Raw genomic sequence first — 19,813 nt, 5'->3', positions numbered from 1 at the left:
CGCTCCTGTCTGTCGACGGCCGTGGGGTCAGTTCCCCCGGCCGGAGTTGCCATTGCCGTTCCCACTGTTCCCGTTCCCGTTCCCGTTGCCACTGTTCCCGTTTCCCGAGTTCCCGTTGCCGGAGTTCCCGTTGCCCGAGCTGCCGTTGCCGTCATCCAGAGGTATCGGGGCCGGCGCAGCCGGCTCGACCGGAGCCGGATTCGCCGTGGGGACGGGAGCTGGCTCGGGCGGATTCGAGAAGACCGGAATCGACGTCGCAGGTGCAGGATCGGGTGCAAGGGTCGTGGGCACCACTGTCGTCGACTCCACGAGAGTCGGAGTCGGTGTCGACGGCGTGCTGGGTTCCGGCTCATCACTCGTGCCGACTGCGACCCAGACTATCGCCGCTCCCAGCGAAGTGAACAGCGCGGCTGCCGCCGGGATCATCCATCGTCGGTGTGGAGATTTCGCTGCAGCCGACGCTGGAACTGCTGTTGTCGCAACCATGTTCGCGGGTTCGGCGGGTATCACGGCAGTGCGGGGAAGAGGTGTCGTGCTGCGCGAGAGCCCGCGCAGTCGGTGGGCGACGGCGGCTGCGGCCGGCCGATCCTCCGGGCGTCTGGACGTCATGTCCGTCAACAGTGCGTGCCAGTCCGATCCGAGCCTCTCGGGGACGTCAGGATCGCGGTGTAGGCGCGCCACCGCTGCTGCCACGGCGCTTCCCTCGAATGCCATTGTGCCGGTGAGGCACTCGATGAGAACGAGCCCCAGCGTGTAGACGTCCGTCGGTGGACCGACGGACGTACCCGTCGCCTGCTCCGGGCTGAGGTAGTGCGCAGTACCGTGCGCAGTACCGACTGTGGTGCCGTGCTCGGTGAGTCGTTCGGAATCGAGGATGCGGGCGATGCCGAAATCGGCAAGTTTGGCGCACTGTCCCACGCCGACGTCCGGAGACTGCGCAACGAGGATGTTGGCCGGTTTGATGTCGCGATGCACCACACCCTGATCGTGGATGTAGGCGAGAGCCTCCGCCAGCTCGAACCCGATCCGCGCGACGTGGGAGCCGTCCATCGCTCGGCCCTGGCGATACGCACTCAGAGTAGGACCGTCGATCAGCTCCATCACCAGGTACGGCACCGGCACCCCGCTGGCATCGAGTGCAGTGCCCGCGTCGTACAGCGTCACCAGACCCGGGTGCGACAGCGACGCGAGAGTCCGAATTTCTGCATCGATGCGCTGGGCAGTGTCCGGCGGCTCGTCGTGGCGGAATATCTTCACCGCTACGGATCGGCCGAGAACGTGGTCGTGGGCGTGCACGACGTCGGCCATCGCGCCGCGTCCCAATACGGTGCCCAGTCGGTATCGTCCCGCGAAGAGGTTGTCGAGAGGGGCACGAGCGCGAGAGTCCGCTCCCACCATCGGTCACCGCCGTTCGTCGAGTCCTTCGAGCACCTTATAGCCAGTCGATCGACGCACAGACCGCAGTCGCGTAACGACATCACGGTGCGGTCGGGCATGATGATGCCGCGGGTGGGGACCTATCGATCGGTATCGAGGGAGGTTCCACCCATGCGTCGACGTACGACGAGTGCCGAGAATTCGCCGATGTCGATCGATATCACGTCGGTCTACCAGCCGATCGTCAAACTGGACGGACGCGCCGTCGTGGGGTTCGAAGCGTTGGTGCGGACCTGCGGAGACGGTCCGCCGATTCCGCCACCGGAACTGTTGGGCGTGGCACGTGCACAAGGCGTCGCTGCAGATTTCGATTGGCGGTGCCGACTCAGCGCGCTGCGCGGTGCCGTCGAGTCCGGCTATCCCGACCGGCTCGCACTGTTCGTCAATGCCGAACCCGTCGCCCTCGATGCACCGCCTCCTCGGGACTGCCTACCGATGCTCGCGGACGCGTCGCGGCTGTCCATCATCGTCGAGATCACCGAACGAGACCTGATGGGTGATCCGGCAGGTCTGCTGCGAGCGGCCGAGCACGCTCGAAACCTGGGGTGGCGAGTCGCGGTCGACGATGTGGGGGCAGATTCGTCCAGCCTGGCGCTGATTCCACTGCTGCGTCCCGACGTGATCAAGCTGGACATGGCTCTCGTGCAGGGGCGTTCGAGCCGCGAGACCGCCGCCATCGTTGCTGCCGTTGCCTCCGAGGCCGAACGGACCGGTGCCCTGGTTCTGGCCGAAGGGATCGAAACCGAGCGCCACGAGAGTTCTGCACGAGCCATGGGCGCGGTTCTGGGGCAGGGATACCTCTACGGCGCACCGGACGCTCTCCCGGATTTCGGTGAGGTGCTCGAGCCGGCCCGTTCGCTCGATCTGGATGGAACGGTGACCGTGCGTGCCCCCGTTGCAGTCACTCCGTACGGGCTCACCCACTCACTCGGTGCCCGCAGACAAGCGGATTCGACGTTGCTCGACGCCATCGAGAACAGCTTGTTGCACAGTGCGTACGGCACCGGTTCCTCGACCGTCGTACTGGCGACAGTGAGCGCGTCCACCGGCCTTACGCCTGCGCGGCGTGCGATCTTCGACGACCTTGCCGCACGTACTGCGCTGACGGCTGTCTTCGATTCGCACGCCGCGCCGCCTGCCTCCGGCTTCCGGACCGTGGCCGTGGGCGCGGACGAGCCGTTGGCGCTGGAACGTTCGATCGTGATCGTGGCTCCGATGTCGAGCGTGGCGCTCATTGCCGTGGAGCGAGAAACGGCCGAGGACGGTACCCCGATGTACGACTACCGCCTTACCTACGACCGACATGTCGTACTGGATGCTGCAACAGTGCTTTTGAGGCGAATACCCGCCCGATCTGCGGTGTGAACCCACCGGCTCTCGGTCAAGATCAAGTAAATTGTTGCTAGAAATTCGGTAAATCACGTCCTCTGCCGTCCACGTGCTGTTCACTCGAAGCCATGAGCTCTCACCCCCTCGCAACCGATGTACTGGCCGCGGACGGAGGCACGATCAGCTCTATCGAGACGGCGATCAACAATGCCTTCGATCCGATCTCCGCTGCCGTGTCGAATGTCGTCTTCTTCACCGTGAATATCGGTGGAGCCGCCGTTCCGCTGATCGTCCTCTGGCTCATCGTCGGTGCCGTCGTCTTCACGGTGGCGTTCAAGTTCATCCAGGTCCGCGGAATCAAGAGAGCGTTGATTCTCGTCAGCGGCAAGGAGGACGAGGCGGACGCGCCCGGTGAAGTCAGCCACTTCAGAGCTCTCACTGCCGCGGTGTCCGGAACCGTCGGGCTCGGCAACATCGCCGGTGTCGCCGTCGCCGTGACACTCGGTGGACCCGGTGCCACACTCTGGATGATCCTCGCCGGCTTGCTGGGCATGGCATCGAAGTTCGTCGAGTGCACGCTCGGCGTGAAGTACCGAGACATCAACGAGGACGGCACCGTCTCCGGCGGACCCATGAAATACCTGACCAAGGGTCTCGCAGAGCGGGGACTCGCCAAGGTCGGCAAGGTCATGGCCGTCTTCTACGCCATCGTCATCACGTTCTTCGCCATCAGCGGCGGCAACATGTTCCAGGCCAATCAGACGTACGCACAGGTCCGTTCGGTCACCGGCGGTGACGATGGGTTCCTCGCTTCCGACGGAGCCAAGGCAGTGTTCGGTATCGTCGTCGCGCTGATCATCGGACTGGTCATCATCGGCGGCATGAAATCGATCTCGGCGGTGACCGCCAAGCTCGTGCCGACCATGGCGCTGATCTACATCGTCGCGTGCGGCGTCGTCATCGCCGTCAACTTCCGTTCGGTCCCCACGGCGTTCACCGCGATCTTCGAGGGCGCGTTCTCGCCCGAGGGCGTGGCCGGCGGCGTCCTCGGCGTCATGATCATCGGATTCCAGCGCGCCGCATTCTCGAACGAGGCCGGATTGGGTTCCGCGGCCATCGCGCACTCGGCCGTCAAGACCAGGCATCCGGTCACCGAGGGCTTCGTGGCCATGCTCGAGCCATTCATCGACACGGTCGTCATCTGCACCGCGACCGCGCTGACCATCGTGATCGCCAATACCGTCACCTGGCAGGACCAGCGCGCGATCGTCGCCGAGACCGGCGAGCTACCCGCCGGAGGTGTCACCCTCACCTCCGACGCCTTCGAGACCGTGCTGCCGTGGTTCCCGTACGTGCTGACTCTTGCGGTGGCTCTGTTCGCACTGTCCACTGCCATCACCTGGGCCTACTACGGACTGCAGGCGTGGACGTCGTTGTTCGGACGCAGCCGCTTCTCGCGCACCTTCTTCAACGTGATGTTCTGCATGTTCACCGTCATCGGAACCGTGCTCTCGCTCGGCTCAGTGCTCGATTTCGCCGACGCGACCCTGTTCCTGCTGGCGCTGGTCAACATCACGGGCCTGTACCTGCTGTTGCCTGTGGTCAAGCGCGAACTCTCCGAGTACCTGGCCATGCGCCGAGGCGAGACGGACAAGGTCGACGCCGAGGTGTGAGAAGGATCGGTCGACGGGTCAGCCGCCAGGGCCGGTACTGCCTTGGCGGCGGGCCTGTTCGAGAAACACCGCAGTGGCGATCCCCGGGAATCGAGGGGAGCCTGCCGGCAGTGGACCGAGAACGTCGAAGAGCCTGTCGAGCCGTTGGTAGAGCGTCTGTCTCTGTATCCGAAGGCTCTTCGCGGTCTCGGTCTTGCTACCCCAATGGGTGATGTACGCCAGCAGGGTCGCGAACAACTCTCCGTGCCGCTCTCGATCGTGAGCGAGCAGTGGTCCTATCTGCTCGTGGACGAACTTCTCGACAGTGGATTCCCCCGACATCGACTCCACCAGAAGGGCAAGCGCGAAATTGCGCGCATCGCGGATGCGGTCGTCAGGGCCGAGGTCCAGCGCGAGCACTGCTGTGGCCGTGCTGAAACACCGACGCAGACCGTGGCGGTCGGAGGTTCCAGGACCGACACCTGCTCGCCTGATACGCACCTGCGTCGCCTGCAACATCGACAGCACAACCGGCCGTTGGGCGTCGAGCATCTCGTGGCCGGCGAAACCGAGAACCGCGACGTGTCGGTCGCCGATCTTCTGACACCAGATGTTCGGTGACACCGAACTCAACAAGCGCTGCAACGTGCCCGCTTCCGGGTCGTCGTCGAATTCGACGGACACGGTCAGGTAGGCGTCGTGTTCGGGCATACCCATACGCTCGGCGACGCCGTCGAGATGGTCGGTGACATCGGAGGCAGGGTAATTCATCGCCGACAACAGAGAGAAGAAGCGGGTACGCAGTCGGTCCTCCACCCTGGCCGGGCGCGCGCTGAGCAACGCGATCGACAGGATTTCCGGAGCTCTCTCCAATCCGGCGTTGATCGAGTAGATGTCCGCATCGGGGCCCGGAGTCACGGTCAACACCGCGACGTCCCGACCGCCACTGGTGACGGGTACCTCGAACGTGGTGAAATCCGATGGCTCGGTGACGAGTCCGGATTGCCCGATCAGATCTCCCGACGCAGAACGCAGCGTCACCGACGACCGAGTCTCGACGCCGAGCACATCGAGAACGGCGTCCACCGCTCCGTCCGTTTCGATCGACGCCGACAGCAACCGAGACATCCGGTTTGCCATCTGCAGCCGACGCAGAGCCGAGTCGGCAAGCTGGCTGTTGATGCTCTCGCATACCTGTACGAACGGCACCCGCCGTCGGAGATGCACCACGGGAAAGCCGATCCGCTCGGCATGCTCGACCAGTAGCGGCGGAATGACGTCGAGCGTTCCCCCCGTCTCCACCGCGATTCCGACGACTCCCGCGGCATCGATCGAGTCGAGGTACGTCACCAGATCGGCGTCGGAACAGGTGCCGAAGTACACACCCTCCATCAGAATCAGCTCCCCGCCGCGCAAGAGCGGTGCGATGTCGAGTTGCTCGCTGGCGTGAACCCACCGCAGAGATCGCGTCGACGAACGCCTTCCCGCGACGAGTTCGGGTCGCGCCGCGGACAGATAGACGTCGTCGAAGGCGTCGAGCACATTCATACGTGACATTTTGTCCACCCGCTGTTACGAGTGGCTTACATTACGTAAGGGTTCGGGAAACACACGGGCACGAGGCTTCTCACCAGGCCGACCGAACCGCCGGTCGACCGCATCCCGAGGAGCTCACGGTGACCACACATTCCCACGACGTCGAGGATTCGCTGCAACCGATTCCCGAGAGCCAGAGAACCACCGTGCTGTCCGGTCAGTTCTGGATATGGGCGGGTGCGAACATCGCACCGATCAACTGGGTGCTCGGCGCGCTCGGCATCAGCATGGGCCTCGGCCTGGCCGATACGCTGACAGTGCTCGTCCTCGGAAACGTCATCGGAATGGCGATCTTCGGATTCTTCGTTCTGCTCGGGCAACGAACGGGAACGACCGGAATGCTGTTGGGCCGGTCGGTCTTCGGCCGTCGAGGCAACTATGTCCCCTCCGCCGTCCAGGCCGTGGTGGTCGTCGGCTGGTGCGCGGTGAACACATGGATCGTCCTCGACCTGGTGATGGCTCTGTTCGGCGAACTCGGCTGGGTCGACCCGGATGCCGCGAACGTCGGATGGAAGGTAGCGGTGGCCACAGCCATCATGGCGGTCCAGGTCGGTATCTCCATGGTCGGATACCGGGCGATCGCGGCGTTCGAGCGCTGGACGGTGCCGCCCACCGTCGTGGTGCTGGTCTTGATGTCGATCGTGGCCTGGTTCCACCTCGACATCGACTGGAGTTACTCCGGTCCGGACGGCGTCGCCTTGGCCGGCACCGAGCGCATCGTCGCCATGTCGGCCGTGATGACGGCCATCGGAATCGGCTGGGGCCTGACGTGGCTGACCTACGCCGCCGACTACTCCCGCTTCGTCAGTACGCGTGTTCCCCGACGCAAGCTGTACCTGGTCAGTGCATTGGGACAGTTGATCCCCGTCGTGTGGCTCGGTGTGCTCGGAGCGACGTTGGCGACCACCAACGGCTCCATCGATCCGGGCAAGCTCATCGTCGAGAACTTCGGTGCGCTCGCCATACCGGTGCTGCTGTTGGTTCTGCACGGCCCCATCGCCACGAACGTTCTCAACGTCTACAGCTTCGGTGTGACGGCGCAGGCCCTCGACATCAAGTTGAGTCGGCGCACTTTGAACCTTGTCGTCGGCGTTCTCGCACTGGCCGCGAGCGTGTTCTTCGTTTTCCAGGAAGATGCGGCGCAGACCCTCGACGCCTGGCTCGTGGGTGTGGTGGGCTGGGTGGCGACGTGGGGCGCGATCATGCTGGTGCACTACTACGTCTTCGAGCGCGCCAGCACCCGTTACGGCCATCTGTTCGACGACGTGGGCTCGACGAGGATGCAGGACGTCAACTGGCGTGCACTCGCGGCGTTCGCAGTGGGAATTTTCGGCACCTGGATGTTCCTCAACGGTATGGTCCCGGCATTGCAGGGGTTCGGTTCGCAGGCACTCGGCGGTCTCGACATCTCGTGGCTCGTCGGCGGTAGTGCGGCGGCGGCCACCTACTACCTTCTCGCACGAAAGTCGCATCGGCAGTGGATGATTCGTCAGCAGCAGCCCGAAGAGCAGGCTCCGACACCACAGCCGGTCGAATAGCTCCTCGCCGTCATCGCACCGCGCAGTCAAGGAAGGAAACATGGGAATCTTCATCAGGAACGCGCACGTCATCACCATGGACGCGTCCACCGGTTCCGAGCCGATCGTCCGTAGCATCCGAATCGAGAACGACGTCGTCACTGCAGTCGCCGGTGATCTCGAACCCACCGACGGCGATACGATCATCGACGGCACCGACAGGCTGGTGACACCGGGTTTCGTCAACGCACATACCCATTCCTGGGAGACGTTCTACAAGGGCAGATACGACAACATGCCCCTCGAGATGTGGATGGCCATGGCCTACCCGATCCTCGGCGACAGTCGCGTCGAACCCGATCTGGTTCGTCTGCGCAGCACGTTGTTCGCAATCGAGTCCCTCGAAGCCGGCGTGACGACGATCGTCGACGACGTCCTCGAAAACCCGACTCAGGATTGGGCGCAACTGTCGGCGGTGTTCGACGCCTACGAAGAGATCGGCATCCGAGCGAACATTTCCGGCCATGTGATCAGCAAACCGTTCGTCGATACCGTGCCGTTCGTCCTCGACCACCTACCGCAGCAGATCACCGCCGAGATCCTGTCACATCCCGTTCCCACGACGGGGGAGTATCTCGCCTTCAGCAGGCAGGCATTCGAGCAGTATCACGGTCGAGGCAACGGTCGTCTGCGATACATGGTCGCGCCGTCCGCACCCCAACGGTGCGGTGCGGAGCTCCTGGTCGGTGCCACGCAGTTGGCGACCGAATTCGACGCCGAATGCCACATTCACGTCCTCGAGACCAAGACCCAGTTGGTCACGGGAGCGGAGATGTACGGCGGGTCGCTGGTGGAATACATGGATCGGATCGGCGCGCTGTCACCCAATACCACCCTGGCGCATGGCATTTGGCTGACCGAAGACGATATGTCGATGATCGCCTCGGCGAGCACGTCTATTTCGCACAATCCGATCTCGAATCTCAAGCTCGGATCGGGAATCGCTCCGTGGCACGCCCTGCGTACCGCAGGCGTGAACCTCGGATTGGGAACCGACGGATGCTCGAGCAGTGATTCCCCCCGGATGCTCGACGTCGTGAAAGCTGCTGCGCTGCTGCACAAGGTGACCAACCCGGACTTCACCACCTGGCCGACGGTGGACGAGGTACTGCACGCAGGCACCGTCGGCGGGGCCCGCAGTGCGCTCCTTCAAGACACTGTGGGCACGGTGGAGGTGGGGATGCAGGCCGACCTGGTGATCTTCGATCTCGACACCATGGCTTTCACGCCTCGGCAGAAGCTCGACCGGCAACTGGTGTACTCCGAGAACGGCTCCTCGATCGATATCGTGATCGTGGCAGGCCGGATCGTCGTAGAGGGCGGACGCGTCACCACGGTCGACCGTTCGGCGGTGCTGGCCGAACTCTCCGAGCGCCTCGACGAGATCGTGGCACGCCAGAATGCACTCGATTCGCTGAACAAGCCCCTGCTGGACGCGCTGGCGACCATGTACGACAGGGCGATTGCGACCCGCGGCACCGTCAACCGATTCAGCGACGACGAACGCACGTGGCTCGTCTGAACGGTCGTCTCAGGGACCGTGCCGGAGGGCGCGCAACGTTCGGTACGTTGAAATCCACGATCGAATGGGAACGGGTGTCATGAAGATCGATTTCAAGAAGACGCTCGACGCATATTCGGCGCGGCACAACACCTTTCGCACCCTTGTCGTTCCGCCGCTGACCTACCTGATGATCGACGGGCACGGCGACCCGAACACCGCCCCGCAGTATGCGGAAGCGATCGCCGCGATCTACCCCGTCGCCTACGCGCTGAAGTTCGCCAGCAAGAACACCCTCGACCGCGATTACGTCGTCCCGCCGCTCGAGGCTCTGTGGTGGGCCGAGGACATGAACTCGTTCACCACCGAGAGGGACAAGAGCGAGTGGAACTGGACCACCATGATCATGGTGCCCGACTGGATCGACCGTCCGATGTTCGAGGCGGCGGTGGCGACCGCCGCCTCGAAGAGCAACTCGGATGCGTCGAGCAGGGTTCGGTTGGAAACTCTCGACGAGGGACTGTGCGTGCAGACGCTGCACATCGGGTCCTACGACGACGAGACGCCGGTACTCGAGGAGCTCCATCGTCGATACATCCCCGAATCTGGATTGACGATGACGGGCAAACATCACGAGATCTACCTGAGCGATGCGCGCCGGGTCGAACCCGCGAAGCTGCGCACCATTCTTCGCCAGCCGGTAGCGCATTCGGCGGAATCGGCCTCGCTCTGACACGATGACCGGCATGACCAACGCGGTGCGCCCGGCGTCGTTCACCGCCGGGACCCTCACTCTCCTGGGTGCGCTCTACTTCGCACAGGGACTGCCGTTCGGATTCTTCACCCAGGCCCTTCCGGTGGTACTGCGGGAGTCGGGGTTCTCCTTGGTGAAGATCAGCGCGACCGGTGTGCTGTTCCTGCCGTGGGCGCTCAAGTTTCTCTGGGCGCCGTATGTCGATCGGTACGGATCCCGGCGGCGGTGGCTGCTGTCGCTGCAGTGCTCGGCCGCGGCGGTGGCACTGGCGTTGTCGTTCCTCGATCTGTCCTCGACATTGCGCTGGCTGTTCGTCGGCATCTTCGTCATGAATGCTCTCTCGGCGACGCAGGACATCGCGACCGACGGCATCGCAGTGCGTACGCTCACGGTGGCGCAGCGCGGGTTGGGCAACGGTCTGCAGGTCGGTGCTTACCGCATCGGGATGGTGTGCGGTGGCGGACTACTGTTGTGGCTGTTCACCTTCGCCGGATGGCGGGTGCTGTTCGTTGCGATGGCACTGCTGATCGTGCTGACGACGATCCCCGTGTGGTGGATGCGCAGACAACTCGACGCGGCCGACGGGGACTCCGATCCACACGCCGAGCGTCCGACGCCGGGGCGGCTCGCCGGCGCGTGGTGGTCGCGGCTTCGCAGACCCGGAATGGTGGCATTCATTCTGCTGATCATCGGGTTCAAGTTCGGCAACTCGATGGGATCGGCACTCGTGGGTCCGTTTCTGTCGGACAGCGGACTGTCGCTGCCCCAGATTGCGCTGGTCGAGGGCGGACTGTCGTCGGTGGCTGCGGTCGGGGGAGCAGCCCTCGGGGGATGGTTGGCGTTTCGGCACGGACGTCGTCGGGCGCTGCTGGTGGGCGGAGTGAGCCAAACGCTGAGCCTCGCGCTGTATGTCGTTGCGTCCCTGGGCGTCGGCGGCTTTCCTCTTCTCGTCACCGCCAACATCACCGAACACGTGCTCGGTGGTGCGGCCACCGTTGCGGTGTTCGCGCTGATGATGGACGCGTCCGAGAAGCGTTTCGCAGGAAGCGATTACACACTGATGGCGTGCGCGATCGTCTTCGCGCAGGGAGTGGCCGGAATTGCCGCCGGTGTGGTCGGAGACCTGTTCGGATACACGGCGATGTTCGGTTCAGCACTCGTCCTGTCCGGTCTCGGCTGCGCGTTGTTGCTGGTGGCACTCGACCGGGGCTGGGGGCCCGAAGGTCTCCGGCAGGTGATCCCGCCGAAAACCGTCGTCGTGTAGAGGCGGTCAGCTCCCAGTGCTCGAGCCTGCGATGTTGACCATCCACTGCACACCGAACTTGTCGGTCAACATACCGAACGCGTCACCCCACGGAGCCTTCTCCAGGCCCATCGTGAACTGCGCGTCGACGGCCAACTTGTTCCAGTAGCCAGTCAGTTCGTCCTCCTCGTCGCCGCTGAGCGAGACGCTCATGGTGTTGCCGGGGGTGTGCTCCATCGACGACGGCGTGTCGGCTCCCATCAGAGTGAAGCTGTTCGGGGTGGTCAGCTGGCCGTGCATGATCTTGTCCTGATCGGCGGGATCCTCGCTGGCATTGGCCTCGCCGAGCGTGGTGACGGTGAGCTCGCCACCGAAGACCGACCGATAGAACTCCATCGCCTCGCGGGCATTGTCTCGGAACGACAGGTATGGATTGAGAATGGACATGATCGAAGTCTCCTTCTTCGCTGAACGAGCGGGCTGAACTACGTCGACGTCATCCGTCGAAACAGTAGACACGCACCACGAGGGAAAGTCACCGCAGACGATCAGATGGAGGCGTCGGTGTCGGCCAGGATGGTGCGCAGTGCAGCCACATGACGTCGATACGCCGATCTACCGTCCTTGGTCAACGACAACCACAGTCGACGCGAGTCCGTGCGTGATCGCTGCTGCTCGACGTATCCCGCATCGACCAGAGCGGCGACCTGTTTGCTGAGCGCGGACGCGCTCAACCCGCTGTGTTCCTTGATGATCGAGAGTTCGAGAGTGGTCGCCGCAACCAGTAGAGCGCAGATCCGTAGCCGATGTGCCGGATGAATGATCGGGTCGAGGTCGTCCGTCATCGGCGTGTACTGCGGTAGTGCAGGATCGATCCGGTCGAGAAGATCGCCGCGGCCGCGGCCGCGAGCAGAACCACCGGCCAGGCAGGTCCGCTCGGATTGCCGACAGCCTGTGCCAGTGCGACGCAGAGCGCCGAGAGCGCCACGCAGGTGAGGAAGCCTCGGTTGGTAGGTAGGGCCCACGGCGTCCCCATCCGATATCCGGTGATGACGTTGACCGCGACGATCACCGCGGCGATCCCCAGGAAGGCGGCCCGGCTGTCGAGCAGGGCGGTCAGTGCGAACAGTGCGAGCAGCGCGGCGTTGATCGGATACAGCCACACCGGCCACGGAGTGTCTCGTACCGCGCGCTGGACGCGGTCGATGTCGTCGAGAGCTGTTCGTGCTTCGGCAGGTGTGGGTCTTCCGATGCTTTCCATGATGGAAACTGTATTGGATAGTTTCCACCATGGCAACAATCCGGCGAGGGTCAGGAGTCGGCAGGCCGCGATATGTCCGATTCCCATCGGGCCCGTCGTTCGTCGTCGGACTGCTCCCACCACGGTGTTCCTCGCTCGCCGAGGGCGACTTTGGTGGCCTGCACACCTGCACGAGATTCCGGTGCGCCCGACGTGCGTTTGACCTCCCTGCGCCACGCCATCAGAATCGACCGCAATTCGGCATTGCGATCCTCCGGGATGTCAGGATCCGTTGCGCGCCAACGCCGACCCTTGATGACGATGTAGTGACCGTCCTCGGTGCGTTCCGGTTCTTCGGCCATGGGTCCACACTGCCATGTGTCAGCTGCTCAGATACTGCGGCACTGCAATTCCGTCGAGTCCGAGCGCCACCGCGGCACGAGCGGCGACCGGTCCGACCAGATTGCCTGTCCCGTTGTAGCCGCCGAATGCGATCACGGTGTCGTCGACGAATGTGCACAGCGGGCGCCCATCCGCGGTGAACCCGACGGATGCTGCCCATCGCGCACGAACCGAGACAGGTTCTCCTGCAAACGATGTCGCAACAGATTCGATGTAGTTCTGCACCTGAGCTGTCGGTTCACCGGACGGTGTCCACTCGTCCTCGGCGAAGAGGTCACGACCGCCCCCGACGTACAGCCGTCCGGACGCATCCTGCTGCGCGTAGTCGTAGCCCCATCGTCCGTACACGGGGCACGGCAGTCGTCCCGGCGGGACGGGCGAGGTGGCGAGCATCTGCAGACGTGCGGTCCGAACCCGGCCGTCGAGCTGGGGGAGTACCTGTTCGAGGCGACCGTCGACGGCAACGAGAACCAGGCCGCACCGAACCACCCCACTCGGCGTCGTGACCGTTCCTGGCCCGATGGTGGTTGCGGGCGTGTGCTCGTACAGCCTGGCGCGGCCCGCGAGGATCGACGCCAGCCCGATTGCGCGACGTGCAGGATTCATCGCCGCGTCGTCCGGTAGGAAGATGCCGCGCCCCAACTCGCCCGAATAGTGCTCGACGGCAATCTCGTTCTCGCGCAAGCACTGTGCCAGCGCGTCGCAATCCTCCGAATCGGCGTGCTCGATCGGCGCACCGGGAACTCCCGCGAGCCTGATGGATCCGGTGCGGCGGACGACCTCGGATCCGAGAAGACCTTCCAGAGAGTCGATCTCGGCCAGAGTCGCTCGATACAGATCCACGGCGCACGGACCCCATGCTGCGAGCGCAGTGTGCAGAAAGGTCGCAGGACCGCCGAGCAGGAAGCCACCGTTCCGACCCGCGGCTCCGGCAGCGATACGCCCTGCGTCGATTCCGACCACATCGAGACCACGGTCGACGAGGTCGGCGACAGCGGCCAGACCCGACCCTCCGAGGCCGACGACGCAGACGTCCGCGGTGCTCTCACGCTCCAGTGCGGGTAACCCCGCCCAGCCGGACACGACCGGGTCGTCGTCCCACGCCGGGCGGGAGCTGTCACTGGCAATCATCGGTCGATGGTATCGGCGGATTCGGCAGGCGGATGGTTTACGATTCCGGCACCCGCATCCCAGCACCGGTAAGGACCGTCCATGCGCACTGTGATCGTGACCGCGTTCGTTTCACTCGACGGCGTGATGGAAGGACCGGGCGGCGAGGTGGGCTATCGCAACTCCGGGTGGACGTTCCAGGGCATCGAATTCGACCCGGCAGCGTACGAGATCAAGGGCCGTGAGCAGGAAGAAGCCACTGCGCTGCTGTTGGGCCGCACCTCGTACGAGGCATTTGCGCCGATCTGGCCCACCATGGACGATTTCGCCGGGTACAACGCGATGCCGAGGTACGTGGTGTCGTCGACGCTCGAACAGGACGACTCACGGTGGCCGGCAACCATTCTGCGCGGTGTCGACGACGTTGCCGAGCTCAGGAACTCCGATGGTGGGCCGATCTCGATACACGGCAGCGCCACCCTGGGAAGAAGTCTCGCCGACGCCGGGCTCGTCGATCGGTACCACCTGCTCGTCTTTCCGCTCCTGCTCGGGGCGGGAAAACGACTGTTCAGTGAGGCCGACAAGGACACCACGCATCTCGAACTGGTCGAACACGAGGTCTACGGCAACGGAATTCAGAAGCAGGTGTTCGACGTACGTCGATGAGCCGGCGGGGCAGGCCTCAGACGTCGTCGCTTCGGATGGTGCGCCGTCGGACGGAGACGAGTTGCAGCTCGGGACGTGAGGCCGCCACGCGCTCGATGCGGTCGAGAACATCGGTGACGTGGTCGCGATCGCCTGCCACGACGGACGCGCCGATACCCGCTCGTCTGTGCAACTCGCGATGATCGGTCTCCGCGACCGACACCGCGAACTTGCGTTGCATTTCGGAGATCGCCGGCCGGATCACGGAGCGCTTCTCTTTGAGTGAGTGAACATCTCCGAGAAGGAAGTCGAATTCTATCCATCCAATCCACATATGCCGACCATTCTAACGCTGGGGGGATACCCGAGCGCTCTGGATTCGACTCGGCGATGTTTTCCGATGCGCACCATTCGCCGAACATGTTCGTACACTGGCGTCATGGCTGCACCGGCGGAACACGGCTCCTTGCCGCCGAGCCTTGTCGAAATGGCGACTCGCCAGGTCCGATCCGAGGTTCTCAGCGGTGCGCTCGAGCCCGGATCCCGAGTGGTCGAGGAAACCCTGTGCGCGCGCCTCGGGATCAGCCGAGCACCGGTACGTGAGGCGTTGCGCCTGTTGGCTCAGCAGGGTCTGGTCGAGCATCTCCCACGTCGCGGGTTCCGAGTGACGGTGTGGTCGGCAGAGGACATTCTCGAACTCTTCGAGCTGCGTCAGGTTCTCGAACGACATGCGCTCGAACGTGCGCTCCCGCTAGCGTCGTCTCGCGGCGATGCGTTCGCTCCGGTACGAACGGCGCTCGACGAGATGCGTGACGCGGATGCGCGGGGCGACACCCTCGAGAAGGACGACGCCCACCGACGTTTCCACGAAGCCATCGTGGCGTTGGCAGGCAGTCGGCAACTCGATGTGGCGTACGCACCGATCCTGCTGAAGTTGCAGCTACCGATGGCCCGCAATCTCAGGGAAGAAGCCCGAGTCGCCAATCCGGTCGACGGGATCCGGCGTCACGAGTGGTTGCTCGACGCCATCGAATCGAACGACGTATCGGTGGCGCTCGCCGCGTTGAAGCAGCATGGCGAGCTGACCTACCTCCATCTCGAGAGTATTTCCTAACAGACTCGAAACACGGCAACAACCTGCAGTAACAGAAAACTGTCGACAATCGACGGTATGAATTCAGACCCCGGACCAGCGCTCGGCCCGACCGTTACCGAGATGCTCGCGGCGTACCGAACCGGCGCGTCGACTCCCACTGCAACGGTGGAGGCGTTCTCGACCGCCGTGGCTGCACGCGGCGACGACGGTACGTGGATCACCGTCGTGGGCCGCGCGGAATTGCTCGCGGCAGCAGCGGCTCTGGAAGCGCGACCCGACGCGGTATCGCTACCCCTGTACGGAATTCCCTTCGGAGTCAAGGACAGCATCGACGTGGCCGGATACCCGACCACCCTTGCCTGCCCCGACTACGCCTACACGCCGGATTCGACGGCCCCGGCAGTGCAGGCGCTTGTGAACGCGGGAGCCATCTTCGTCGGCAAGACCAGCCTCGACCAGTTCGCGACCGGACTGAACGGAACCCGAACACCGCACCCGATTCCGCGGAGCGTCTACGGCAGCGACATGATCTCGGGTGGCTCCAGTTCCGGTTCGGCACTGGCAGTTGCCCTCGGGCAGGTGCCGTTCTGTGTGGCCACCGACACCGCAGGATCGGGTCGAGTGCCTGCCGCGCTCAACGGCATCGTCGGATACAAGCCGTCACGCGGCCTGATCAGCACCGTCGGACTCGTCCCCGCGTGCAAGTCACTGGACTGCATCACCCTGATGGCGACCACGATCGAGGACCTCGACCTCGTGTTCGACGTCATGTGCACCGAGGATCCGGCCGACGGTTGGTCACGTCCGCGCGGAGGGCGGTACGACGGGCGAGAGATCACCGTCGGACTACCGGACCTGCAGCAGCTGGACTTCTTCGGCGACGCAGCCATGTTCGATGCGCATTCGGTCGCGCGCCGGTCGCTTCCGGAGCGTGGATTACGAACCACAGCAGTCGATCTCACTCCGTTTCTCGATGCCGGATCGCTGTTGTACCAGGGGCCGTGGGTCGCCGAGCGGCTGGTCGAGTTCGACGAATTCCTCAGCGAACGACCCGATTCCATCGTTCCGGTCGTACGCGAGATATTCCTGGGAGGGCGCCGGTACAGCGCCGTCGATGCCTTCCGTGCACTGCAGACGCTGCAAGACCTCCGCGCCCGGGTCGCGCAGCTCTGGACGTCGATGGACGTGATGATCGTGCCGACGATCGGCACCACCTTCACCGTGGCGGAGGTGCTGGCAGACCCCATCGCGTGCAATACGAAGCTCGGTCACTACACCCACTTCGGGAACCTTCTCGACCTGACGGCCGTAGCGGTTCCCGTAGGGCTCACCGAGGACGGTCGACCGGTCAGTCTCATGGTGATCGGGCCCGCGCTGTCCGACGATACGATTCTCGCGGTTGCGGCCCGGTTGCTCGGGGAAGGGCGCGCCGACTCACCGCCTCCCGCGGCCGAAGGGTCGACAGTCGAGACCATCGACATCGTGGTTGCCGGGCACCACCTGTCGGGGGAGCGGGCCAACCCGCAGCTGCTCGAGCTGGGTGGCTCCCTGGTCGAAGCCACGTCCACCGCGGCGACGTACACCCTGCTTCGGATCGGAACCGCCGATCCGACACCCGGACTGCTGCGAGTTCCATTCGGCGGCAGCGCAATCGACGTGGAGAGGTGGCGTCTGCCCGCCACTTCTCTTGCGGTACTCGCGGGCAGAATGCCGGCGGTACTCGCTCTGGGACGAGTACTGCTGGCCGACGGTTCCGACGTTCTCGGCTACGTCTGCGACGCCACTGTGCAGACCGGCGCGGACAGGCACACCGTCGACGACATCAGCGAGTTCGGTGGCTGGCGGGCATATTCCCGGGCGATCAGTTCTGCTCACGAAAATTCCATTGCAGCACAGGAGATCTCATGACCTCAGCACCCACACCGGTAACGTCGATACCGTCGGCGTCACCATCCGAGTTCACCATCGATGCCGCAACGACGGCACTGATCGTCATCGACATGCAGAGGGACTTTCTGCTCCCCGGGGGGTTCGGTGAGAGCCTCGGCAACGATGTCGGTCTGCTCCGGACCGTGATCGAACCACTCGCAGGTCTCATCGCTGTCGCAAGAGAAGCCGGGATACCGGTGATCCACACCAGGGAGGGGCACCTCCCGGACCTGTCGGACTGCCCGCCTGCGAAGTTGCGCCGCGGGACGCCCTCGCAGCGCATCGGTGATCGAGGAGCGTTCGGCCGCATCCTCGTTCGCGGTGAGTACGGTCACGATATCGTCGACGAGCTGGCACCGCTCGAGGGCGAGACTGTCATCGACAAGCCCGGCAAAGGGGCGTTCTACGCCACCGAGCTCTCCGAGGTTCTTACGAGCGCCGGGATCACGACTCTGCTCGTCACCGGTGTGACCACCGAGGTGTGTGTGCACACCACGGTTCGGGAGGCCAACGATCGAGGATACGAGTGCCTCGTGGTGACTGACTGTGTCGGTTCGTATTTTCCTGAGTTCCAGCGAGTGGGCCTCGAGATGATTTCGGCTCAAGGCGGGATTTTCGGTTGGACCGCGCCGTCGGAGGACGTCGTGGCCGCGTTGGTTGCGTTCGTCCCCTCTACTGCGAGTCGATAGGACCGAGAACATGACCATGGATGTCAAAGACACACCCGCTGCAGGCTCCCCGTCCTCGTTCACTCTGTCGTGGTGGACGAAGGGCGACACCAACGCATTCTTCGGACTCGGTTTCAACATTCTCGTCAATGTGCTCACTCTGACGACATTGAGCATCGCGGTGGTCGGAATTCCAGGCAGTGACGTCCTCGGGACGCTGCTGCCTGCTCTCGGGATCGCCCTGATCCTGGGGAACCTGTACTACATGGTTCTCGCTCGTCGACTTGCCAAGCGCGAGAATCGAACCGACGTGACCGCGCTACCGTACGGTCCGAGCGTTCCGCACATGTTCATCGTCGTGTTCGTGGTCATGCTCCCGGTCTACCTGGCCTCGGGCGACGCGCTTCAGGCGTGGGCGGCGGGGCTCGCCTGGGCCTTCATGATCGGCATCATCGTCATGATCGGAGCGTTCGTCGGGCCCTACATTCGCAGGATCACCCCGCGTGCGGCGATGCTCGGTACCTTGGCCGGCATCTCGATCACGTTCATCGCGATGCGCCCGGCCGCGCAGATGTGGGAGGCCGCCTGGATCGGGTTGCCGGTTCTCGCCATCATTCTGATCGGCTTCTTCACGGATGTGAAGTTGCCCGGCAACATTCCGGTCGGGCTCGCCGCGCTGCTGGTGGGCACAGCGATCGGCTGGATCGGCGGATACATGTCCGTGCCGGACGTGACCGAGGCGGCGAGCAACATCGCGCTCGGCCTTCCTGATCTGCGCCTCGACCTGCTCCTCGACGGTCTCGGCAATCTGGCACCGCTGCTCGCGACCGCAATTCCTCTGGGCGTCTACAACTTCACCGAGGCGATGAGCAACGTCGAGAGTGCATCTGCTGCCGGAGACAACTACAACCTGCGCAGTGTGCTGCTCGCCGACGGCTTCGGTGCGATCGTCGGCTCGGCGTTCGGATCGCCGTTCCCGCCCGCGGTCTACATCGGCCATCCAGGCTGGAAGGACGCAGGTGGCCGGACCGGCTACTCGGTCGCGTCGGGCGTCGCGATCGGGTTGATGTGTTTTCTCGGATTGTTCGGATTGCTGGCAACGTTGCTGCCGATTCCCGCGATCGTCCCGATTCTGCTGTACATCGGACTGCTGATCGGTGCCCAGGCATTCCAGTCGGTGCCGAAGCTGCACGCCATCGCGGTGGTGGTGGCACTGCTCCCCAATCTCGCAGAGTGGGCGGTGGGTCTGATCGACAACGCACTCAGCGCGGCAGGCACATCTGCGACGGAAGTGGGAAGCGAGGCATTGGGTCAGGCGGGTGTCGTGTACGACGGGCTGAAGACGTTCGGGTCGGGAGCGGTACTCGCCGGACTGATGTTGGGCACCATCGTCACGTTCGTTCTCGACAAACGGTTTCTCGCCGCCGCAGCAGCGGGTGGAGTGGCCGCGGCACTGTCGTGGGTCGGCCTGATCCATTCACACGAAGTGGGTTGGGCTGCCAATCCCCAAGTTGCCCTTGGCTACCTGTTCTTCGGACTCGTGTGTCTGGCGTACTCCCGGCTCGTTCCTGCCACGAATCCGACGAGCGAACCACAACCGGTCGGGGAGTAGGACTTCCCGATGCGGGCCGCGT

19 protein-coding genes are annotated in these 19,813 nt (G+C 64.1%); 11 read left to right on the top strand and 8 right to left on the bottom strand.

Annotated elements, in window-relative coordinates; all coding sequences use genetic code 11:
• Nucleotides 1-27 precede the first annotated feature (27 nt).
• Complete coding sequence (locus tag ABZ677_RS18795; RefSeq protein WP_358372014.1) at nucleotides 28-1,398, bottom strand: serine/threonine-protein kinase; 1,371 nt, start codon at nucleotides 1,396-1,398, stop codon at nucleotides 28-30.
• Between the two features lie 186 nt (nucleotides 1,399-1,584).
• Here ABZ677_RS18795 and ABZ677_RS18790 point away from each other — a divergent pair, with 186 nt between their 5' ends.
• Nucleotides 1,585-2,802 (top strand): EAL domain-containing protein, encoded by a 1,218-nt coding sequence (locus ABZ677_RS18790; protein WP_358372010.1) that lies wholly within the window; start codon nucleotides 1,585-1,587, stop codon nucleotides 2,800-2,802.
• Between the two features lie 92 nt (nucleotides 2,803-2,894).
• Complete coding sequence (locus tag ABZ677_RS18785; protein ID WP_037189225.1) at nucleotides 2,895-4,439, top strand: alanine/glycine:cation symporter family protein; 1,545 nt, start codon at nucleotides 2,895-2,897, stop codon at nucleotides 4,437-4,439.
• 18 nt (nucleotides 4,440-4,457) lie between these two features.
• On the opposite strand, the gene ABZ677_RS18780 is transcribed toward ABZ677_RS18785, so the two are convergent.
• Nucleotides 4,458-5,966 (bottom strand): PucR family transcriptional regulator ligand-binding domain-containing protein, encoded by a 1,509-nt coding sequence (locus ABZ677_RS18780; protein ID WP_358372007.1) that lies wholly within the window; start codon nucleotides 5,964-5,966, stop codon nucleotides 4,458-4,460.
• A gap of 128 nt (nucleotides 5,967-6,094) precedes the next feature.
• Between ABZ677_RS18780 and ABZ677_RS18775 the strand changes: the two genes are divergently transcribed.
• The 4 genes from ABZ677_RS18775 (at nucleotide 6,095) to ABZ677_RS18760 (ending at nucleotide 11,110) form a co-directional block, all read left to right on the top strand.
• Nucleotides 6,095-7,552, top strand: a complete 1,458-nt coding sequence (locus ABZ677_RS18775) for a cytosine permease (protein ID WP_358372004.1) — start codon at nucleotides 6,095-6,097, stop codon at nucleotides 7,550-7,552.
• A 40-nt stretch (nucleotides 7,553-7,592) separates the two neighbouring features.
• Nucleotides 7,593-9,113, top strand: coding sequence for an amidohydrolase (locus tag ABZ677_RS18770; RefSeq protein ID WP_358372001.1), 1,521 nt, complete (start codon nucleotides 7,593-7,595; stop codon nucleotides 9,111-9,113).
• Nucleotides 9,114-9,192: 79 nt separating this feature from the next.
• Nucleotides 9,193-9,825, top strand: a complete 633-nt coding sequence (locus tag ABZ677_RS18765) for a GyrI-like domain-containing protein (RefSeq protein ID WP_358371998.1) — start codon at nucleotides 9,193-9,195, stop codon at nucleotides 9,823-9,825.
• Between the two features lie 13 nt (nucleotides 9,826-9,838).
• Nucleotides 9,839-11,110, top strand: a complete 1,272-nt coding sequence (locus tag ABZ677_RS18760) for an MFS transporter (protein ID WP_358371995.1) — start codon at nucleotides 9,839-9,841, stop codon at nucleotides 11,108-11,110.
• A 6-nt stretch (nucleotides 11,111-11,116) separates the two neighbouring features.
• Here ABZ677_RS18760 and ABZ677_RS18755 read toward each other — a convergent pair whose 3' ends face one another.
• The 5 genes from ABZ677_RS18755 to ABZ677_RS18735 form a co-directional block, all read right to left on the bottom strand.
• A complete protein-coding gene (locus ABZ677_RS18755; RefSeq protein WP_358372089.1) occupies nucleotides 11,117-11,539 on the bottom strand; it encodes a VOC family protein in 423 nt (140 codons plus the stop codon).
• Nucleotides 11,540-11,637: 98 nt separating this feature from the next.
• The gene (locus ABZ677_RS18750) at nucleotides 11,638-11,934 is read right to left on the bottom strand and encodes a transcriptional regulator (protein WP_358371992.1); all 297 of its coding nucleotides are present in this window, start codon (nucleotides 11,932-11,934) and stop codon (nucleotides 11,638-11,640) included.
• Nucleotides 11,931-12,350 carry a hypothetical protein gene (locus tag ABZ677_RS18745; protein WP_358371989.1) on the bottom strand — a complete coding sequence of 140 codons (420 nt, stop codon included), beginning with the start codon at nucleotides 12,348-12,350 and terminating at the stop codon, nucleotides 11,931-11,933. The genes ABZ677_RS18750 and ABZ677_RS18745 overlap by 4 nt, the downstream gene beginning before the upstream one ends.
• Before the next feature lie 50 nt (nucleotides 12,351-12,400).
• Nucleotides 12,401-12,691 (bottom strand): hypothetical protein, encoded by a 291-nt coding sequence (locus tag ABZ677_RS18740; RefSeq protein ID WP_358371986.1) that lies wholly within the window; start codon nucleotides 12,689-12,691, stop codon nucleotides 12,401-12,403.
• A gap of 19 nt (nucleotides 12,692-12,710) precedes the next feature.
• Complete coding sequence (locus ABZ677_RS18735; RefSeq protein WP_037189231.1) at nucleotides 12,711-13,862, bottom strand: FAD-dependent oxidoreductase; 1,152 nt, start codon at nucleotides 13,860-13,862, stop codon at nucleotides 12,711-12,713.
• Nucleotides 13,863-13,943: 81 nt separating this feature from the next.
• On the opposite strand from ABZ677_RS18735, the gene ABZ677_RS18730 reads away from it, so the two are divergent.
• Complete coding sequence (locus ABZ677_RS18730) at nucleotides 13,944-14,507, top strand: dihydrofolate reductase family protein (RefSeq protein ID WP_037189232.1); 564 nt, start codon at nucleotides 13,944-13,946, stop codon at nucleotides 14,505-14,507.
• Between the two features lie 16 nt (nucleotides 14,508-14,523).
• On the opposite strand, the gene ABZ677_RS18725 is transcribed toward ABZ677_RS18730, so the two are convergent.
• Nucleotides 14,524-14,820, bottom strand: a complete 297-nt coding sequence (locus tag ABZ677_RS18725) for a DUF503 domain-containing protein (protein WP_037189233.1) — start codon at nucleotides 14,818-14,820, stop codon at nucleotides 14,524-14,526.
• A 105-nt stretch (nucleotides 14,821-14,925) separates the two neighbouring features.
• Here ABZ677_RS18725 and ABZ677_RS18720 point away from each other — a divergent pair, with 105 nt between their 5' ends.
• From ABZ677_RS18720 to ABZ677_RS18705, 4 genes are read left to right on the top strand one after another with little or no spacing between them, the layout of a single operon-like run.
• Nucleotides 14,926-15,600, top strand: a complete 675-nt coding sequence (locus ABZ677_RS18720) for a GntR family transcriptional regulator (protein WP_094742164.1) — start codon at nucleotides 14,926-14,928, stop codon at nucleotides 15,598-15,600.
• A gap of 57 nt (nucleotides 15,601-15,657) precedes the next feature.
• The gene (gene atzF, locus ABZ677_RS18715) at nucleotides 15,658-17,490 is read left to right on the top strand and encodes an allophanate hydrolase (RefSeq protein WP_358371981.1); all 1,833 of its coding nucleotides are present in this window, start codon (nucleotides 15,658-15,660) and stop codon (nucleotides 17,488-17,490) included.
• Entirely contained in the window at nucleotides 17,487-18,200 is a 714-nt protein-coding gene (locus tag ABZ677_RS18710; protein ID WP_094634452.1) for a cysteine hydrolase, read from the top strand. Before atzF ends, ABZ677_RS18710 begins: the two co-directional genes overlap by 4 nt.
• 10 nt (nucleotides 18,201-18,210) lie before the next feature.
• Nucleotides 18,211-19,791, top strand: coding sequence for a hypothetical protein (locus ABZ677_RS18705; protein WP_037189235.1), 1,581 nt, complete (start codon nucleotides 18,211-18,213; stop codon nucleotides 19,789-19,791).
• Nucleotides 19,792-19,813 lie beyond the last annotated feature (22 nt).

The sequence above is a fragment of the Rhodococcus sp. NPDC006774 genome (assembly GCF_040636045.1).
Taxonomy (GTDB): Bacteria; Actinomycetota; Actinomycetes; order Mycobacteriales; family Mycobacteriaceae; genus Rhodococcoides.
Note: the sequence above shows the minus strand (reverse complement) of the source record. Positions and strands in the feature narration are given on the sequence as shown.

Excerpts from the sequence above, each read along its gene's own strand:
- atzF (WP_358371981.1), top strand. The coding sequence starts at position 15,658 with ATGAATTCAGACCCCGGACCAGCGCTCGGCCCGACCGTTACCGAGATG.
- ABZ677_RS18790 (WP_358372010.1), top strand. The coding sequence starts at position 1,585 with ATGTCGATCGATATCACGTCGGTCTACCAGCCGATCGTCAAACTGGAC.
- ABZ677_RS18710 (WP_094634452.1), top strand. The coding sequence starts at position 17,487 with ATGACCTCAGCACCCACACCGGTAACGTCGATACCGTCGGCGTCACCA.
- ABZ677_RS18760 (WP_358371995.1), top strand. The coding sequence starts at position 9,839 with ATGACCAACGCGGTGCGCCCGGCGTCGTTCACCGCCGGGACCCTCACT.
- ABZ677_RS18735 (WP_037189231.1), bottom strand. The coding sequence starts at position 13,862 with ATGATTGCCAGTGACAGCTCCCGCCCGGCGTGGGACGACGACCCGGTC.
- ABZ677_RS18765 (WP_358371998.1), top strand. The coding sequence starts at position 9,193 with ATGAAGATCGATTTCAAGAAGACGCTCGACGCATATTCGGCGCGGCAC.
- ABZ677_RS18745 (WP_358371989.1), bottom strand. The coding sequence starts at position 12,350 with ATGGAAAGCATCGGAAGACCCACACCTGCCGAAGCACGAACAGCTCTC.
- ABZ677_RS18720 (WP_094742164.1), top strand. The coding sequence starts at position 14,926 with ATGGCTGCACCGGCGGAACACGGCTCCTTGCCGCCGAGCCTTGTCGAA.
- ABZ677_RS18770 (WP_358372001.1), top strand. The coding sequence starts at position 7,593 with ATGGGAATCTTCATCAGGAACGCGCACGTCATCACCATGGACGCGTCC.
- ABZ677_RS18795 (WP_358372014.1), bottom strand. The coding sequence starts at position 1,398 with ATGGTGGGAGCGGACTCTCGCGCTCGTGCCCCTCTCGACAACCTCTTC.
- ABZ677_RS18725 (WP_037189233.1), bottom strand. The coding sequence starts at position 14,820 with ATGTGGATTGGATGGATAGAATTCGACTTCCTTCTCGGAGATGTTCAC.
- ABZ677_RS18750 (WP_358371992.1), bottom strand. The coding sequence starts at position 11,934 with ATGACGGACGACCTCGACCCGATCATTCATCCGGCACATCGGCTACGG.
- ABZ677_RS18740 (WP_358371986.1), bottom strand. The coding sequence starts at position 12,691 with ATGGCCGAAGAACCGGAACGCACCGAGGACGGTCACTACATCGTCATC.
- ABZ677_RS18730 (WP_037189232.1), top strand. The coding sequence starts at position 13,944 with ATGCGCACTGTGATCGTGACCGCGTTCGTTTCACTCGACGGCGTGATG.
- ABZ677_RS18785 (WP_037189225.1), top strand. The coding sequence starts at position 2,895 with ATGAGCTCTCACCCCCTCGCAACCGATGTACTGGCCGCGGACGGAGGC.
- ABZ677_RS18705 (WP_037189235.1), top strand. The coding sequence starts at position 18,211 with ATGACCATGGATGTCAAAGACACACCCGCTGCAGGCTCCCCGTCCTCG.
- ABZ677_RS18780 (WP_358372007.1), bottom strand. The coding sequence starts at position 5,966 with ATGAATGTGCTCGACGCCTTCGACGACGTCTATCTGTCCGCGGCGCGA.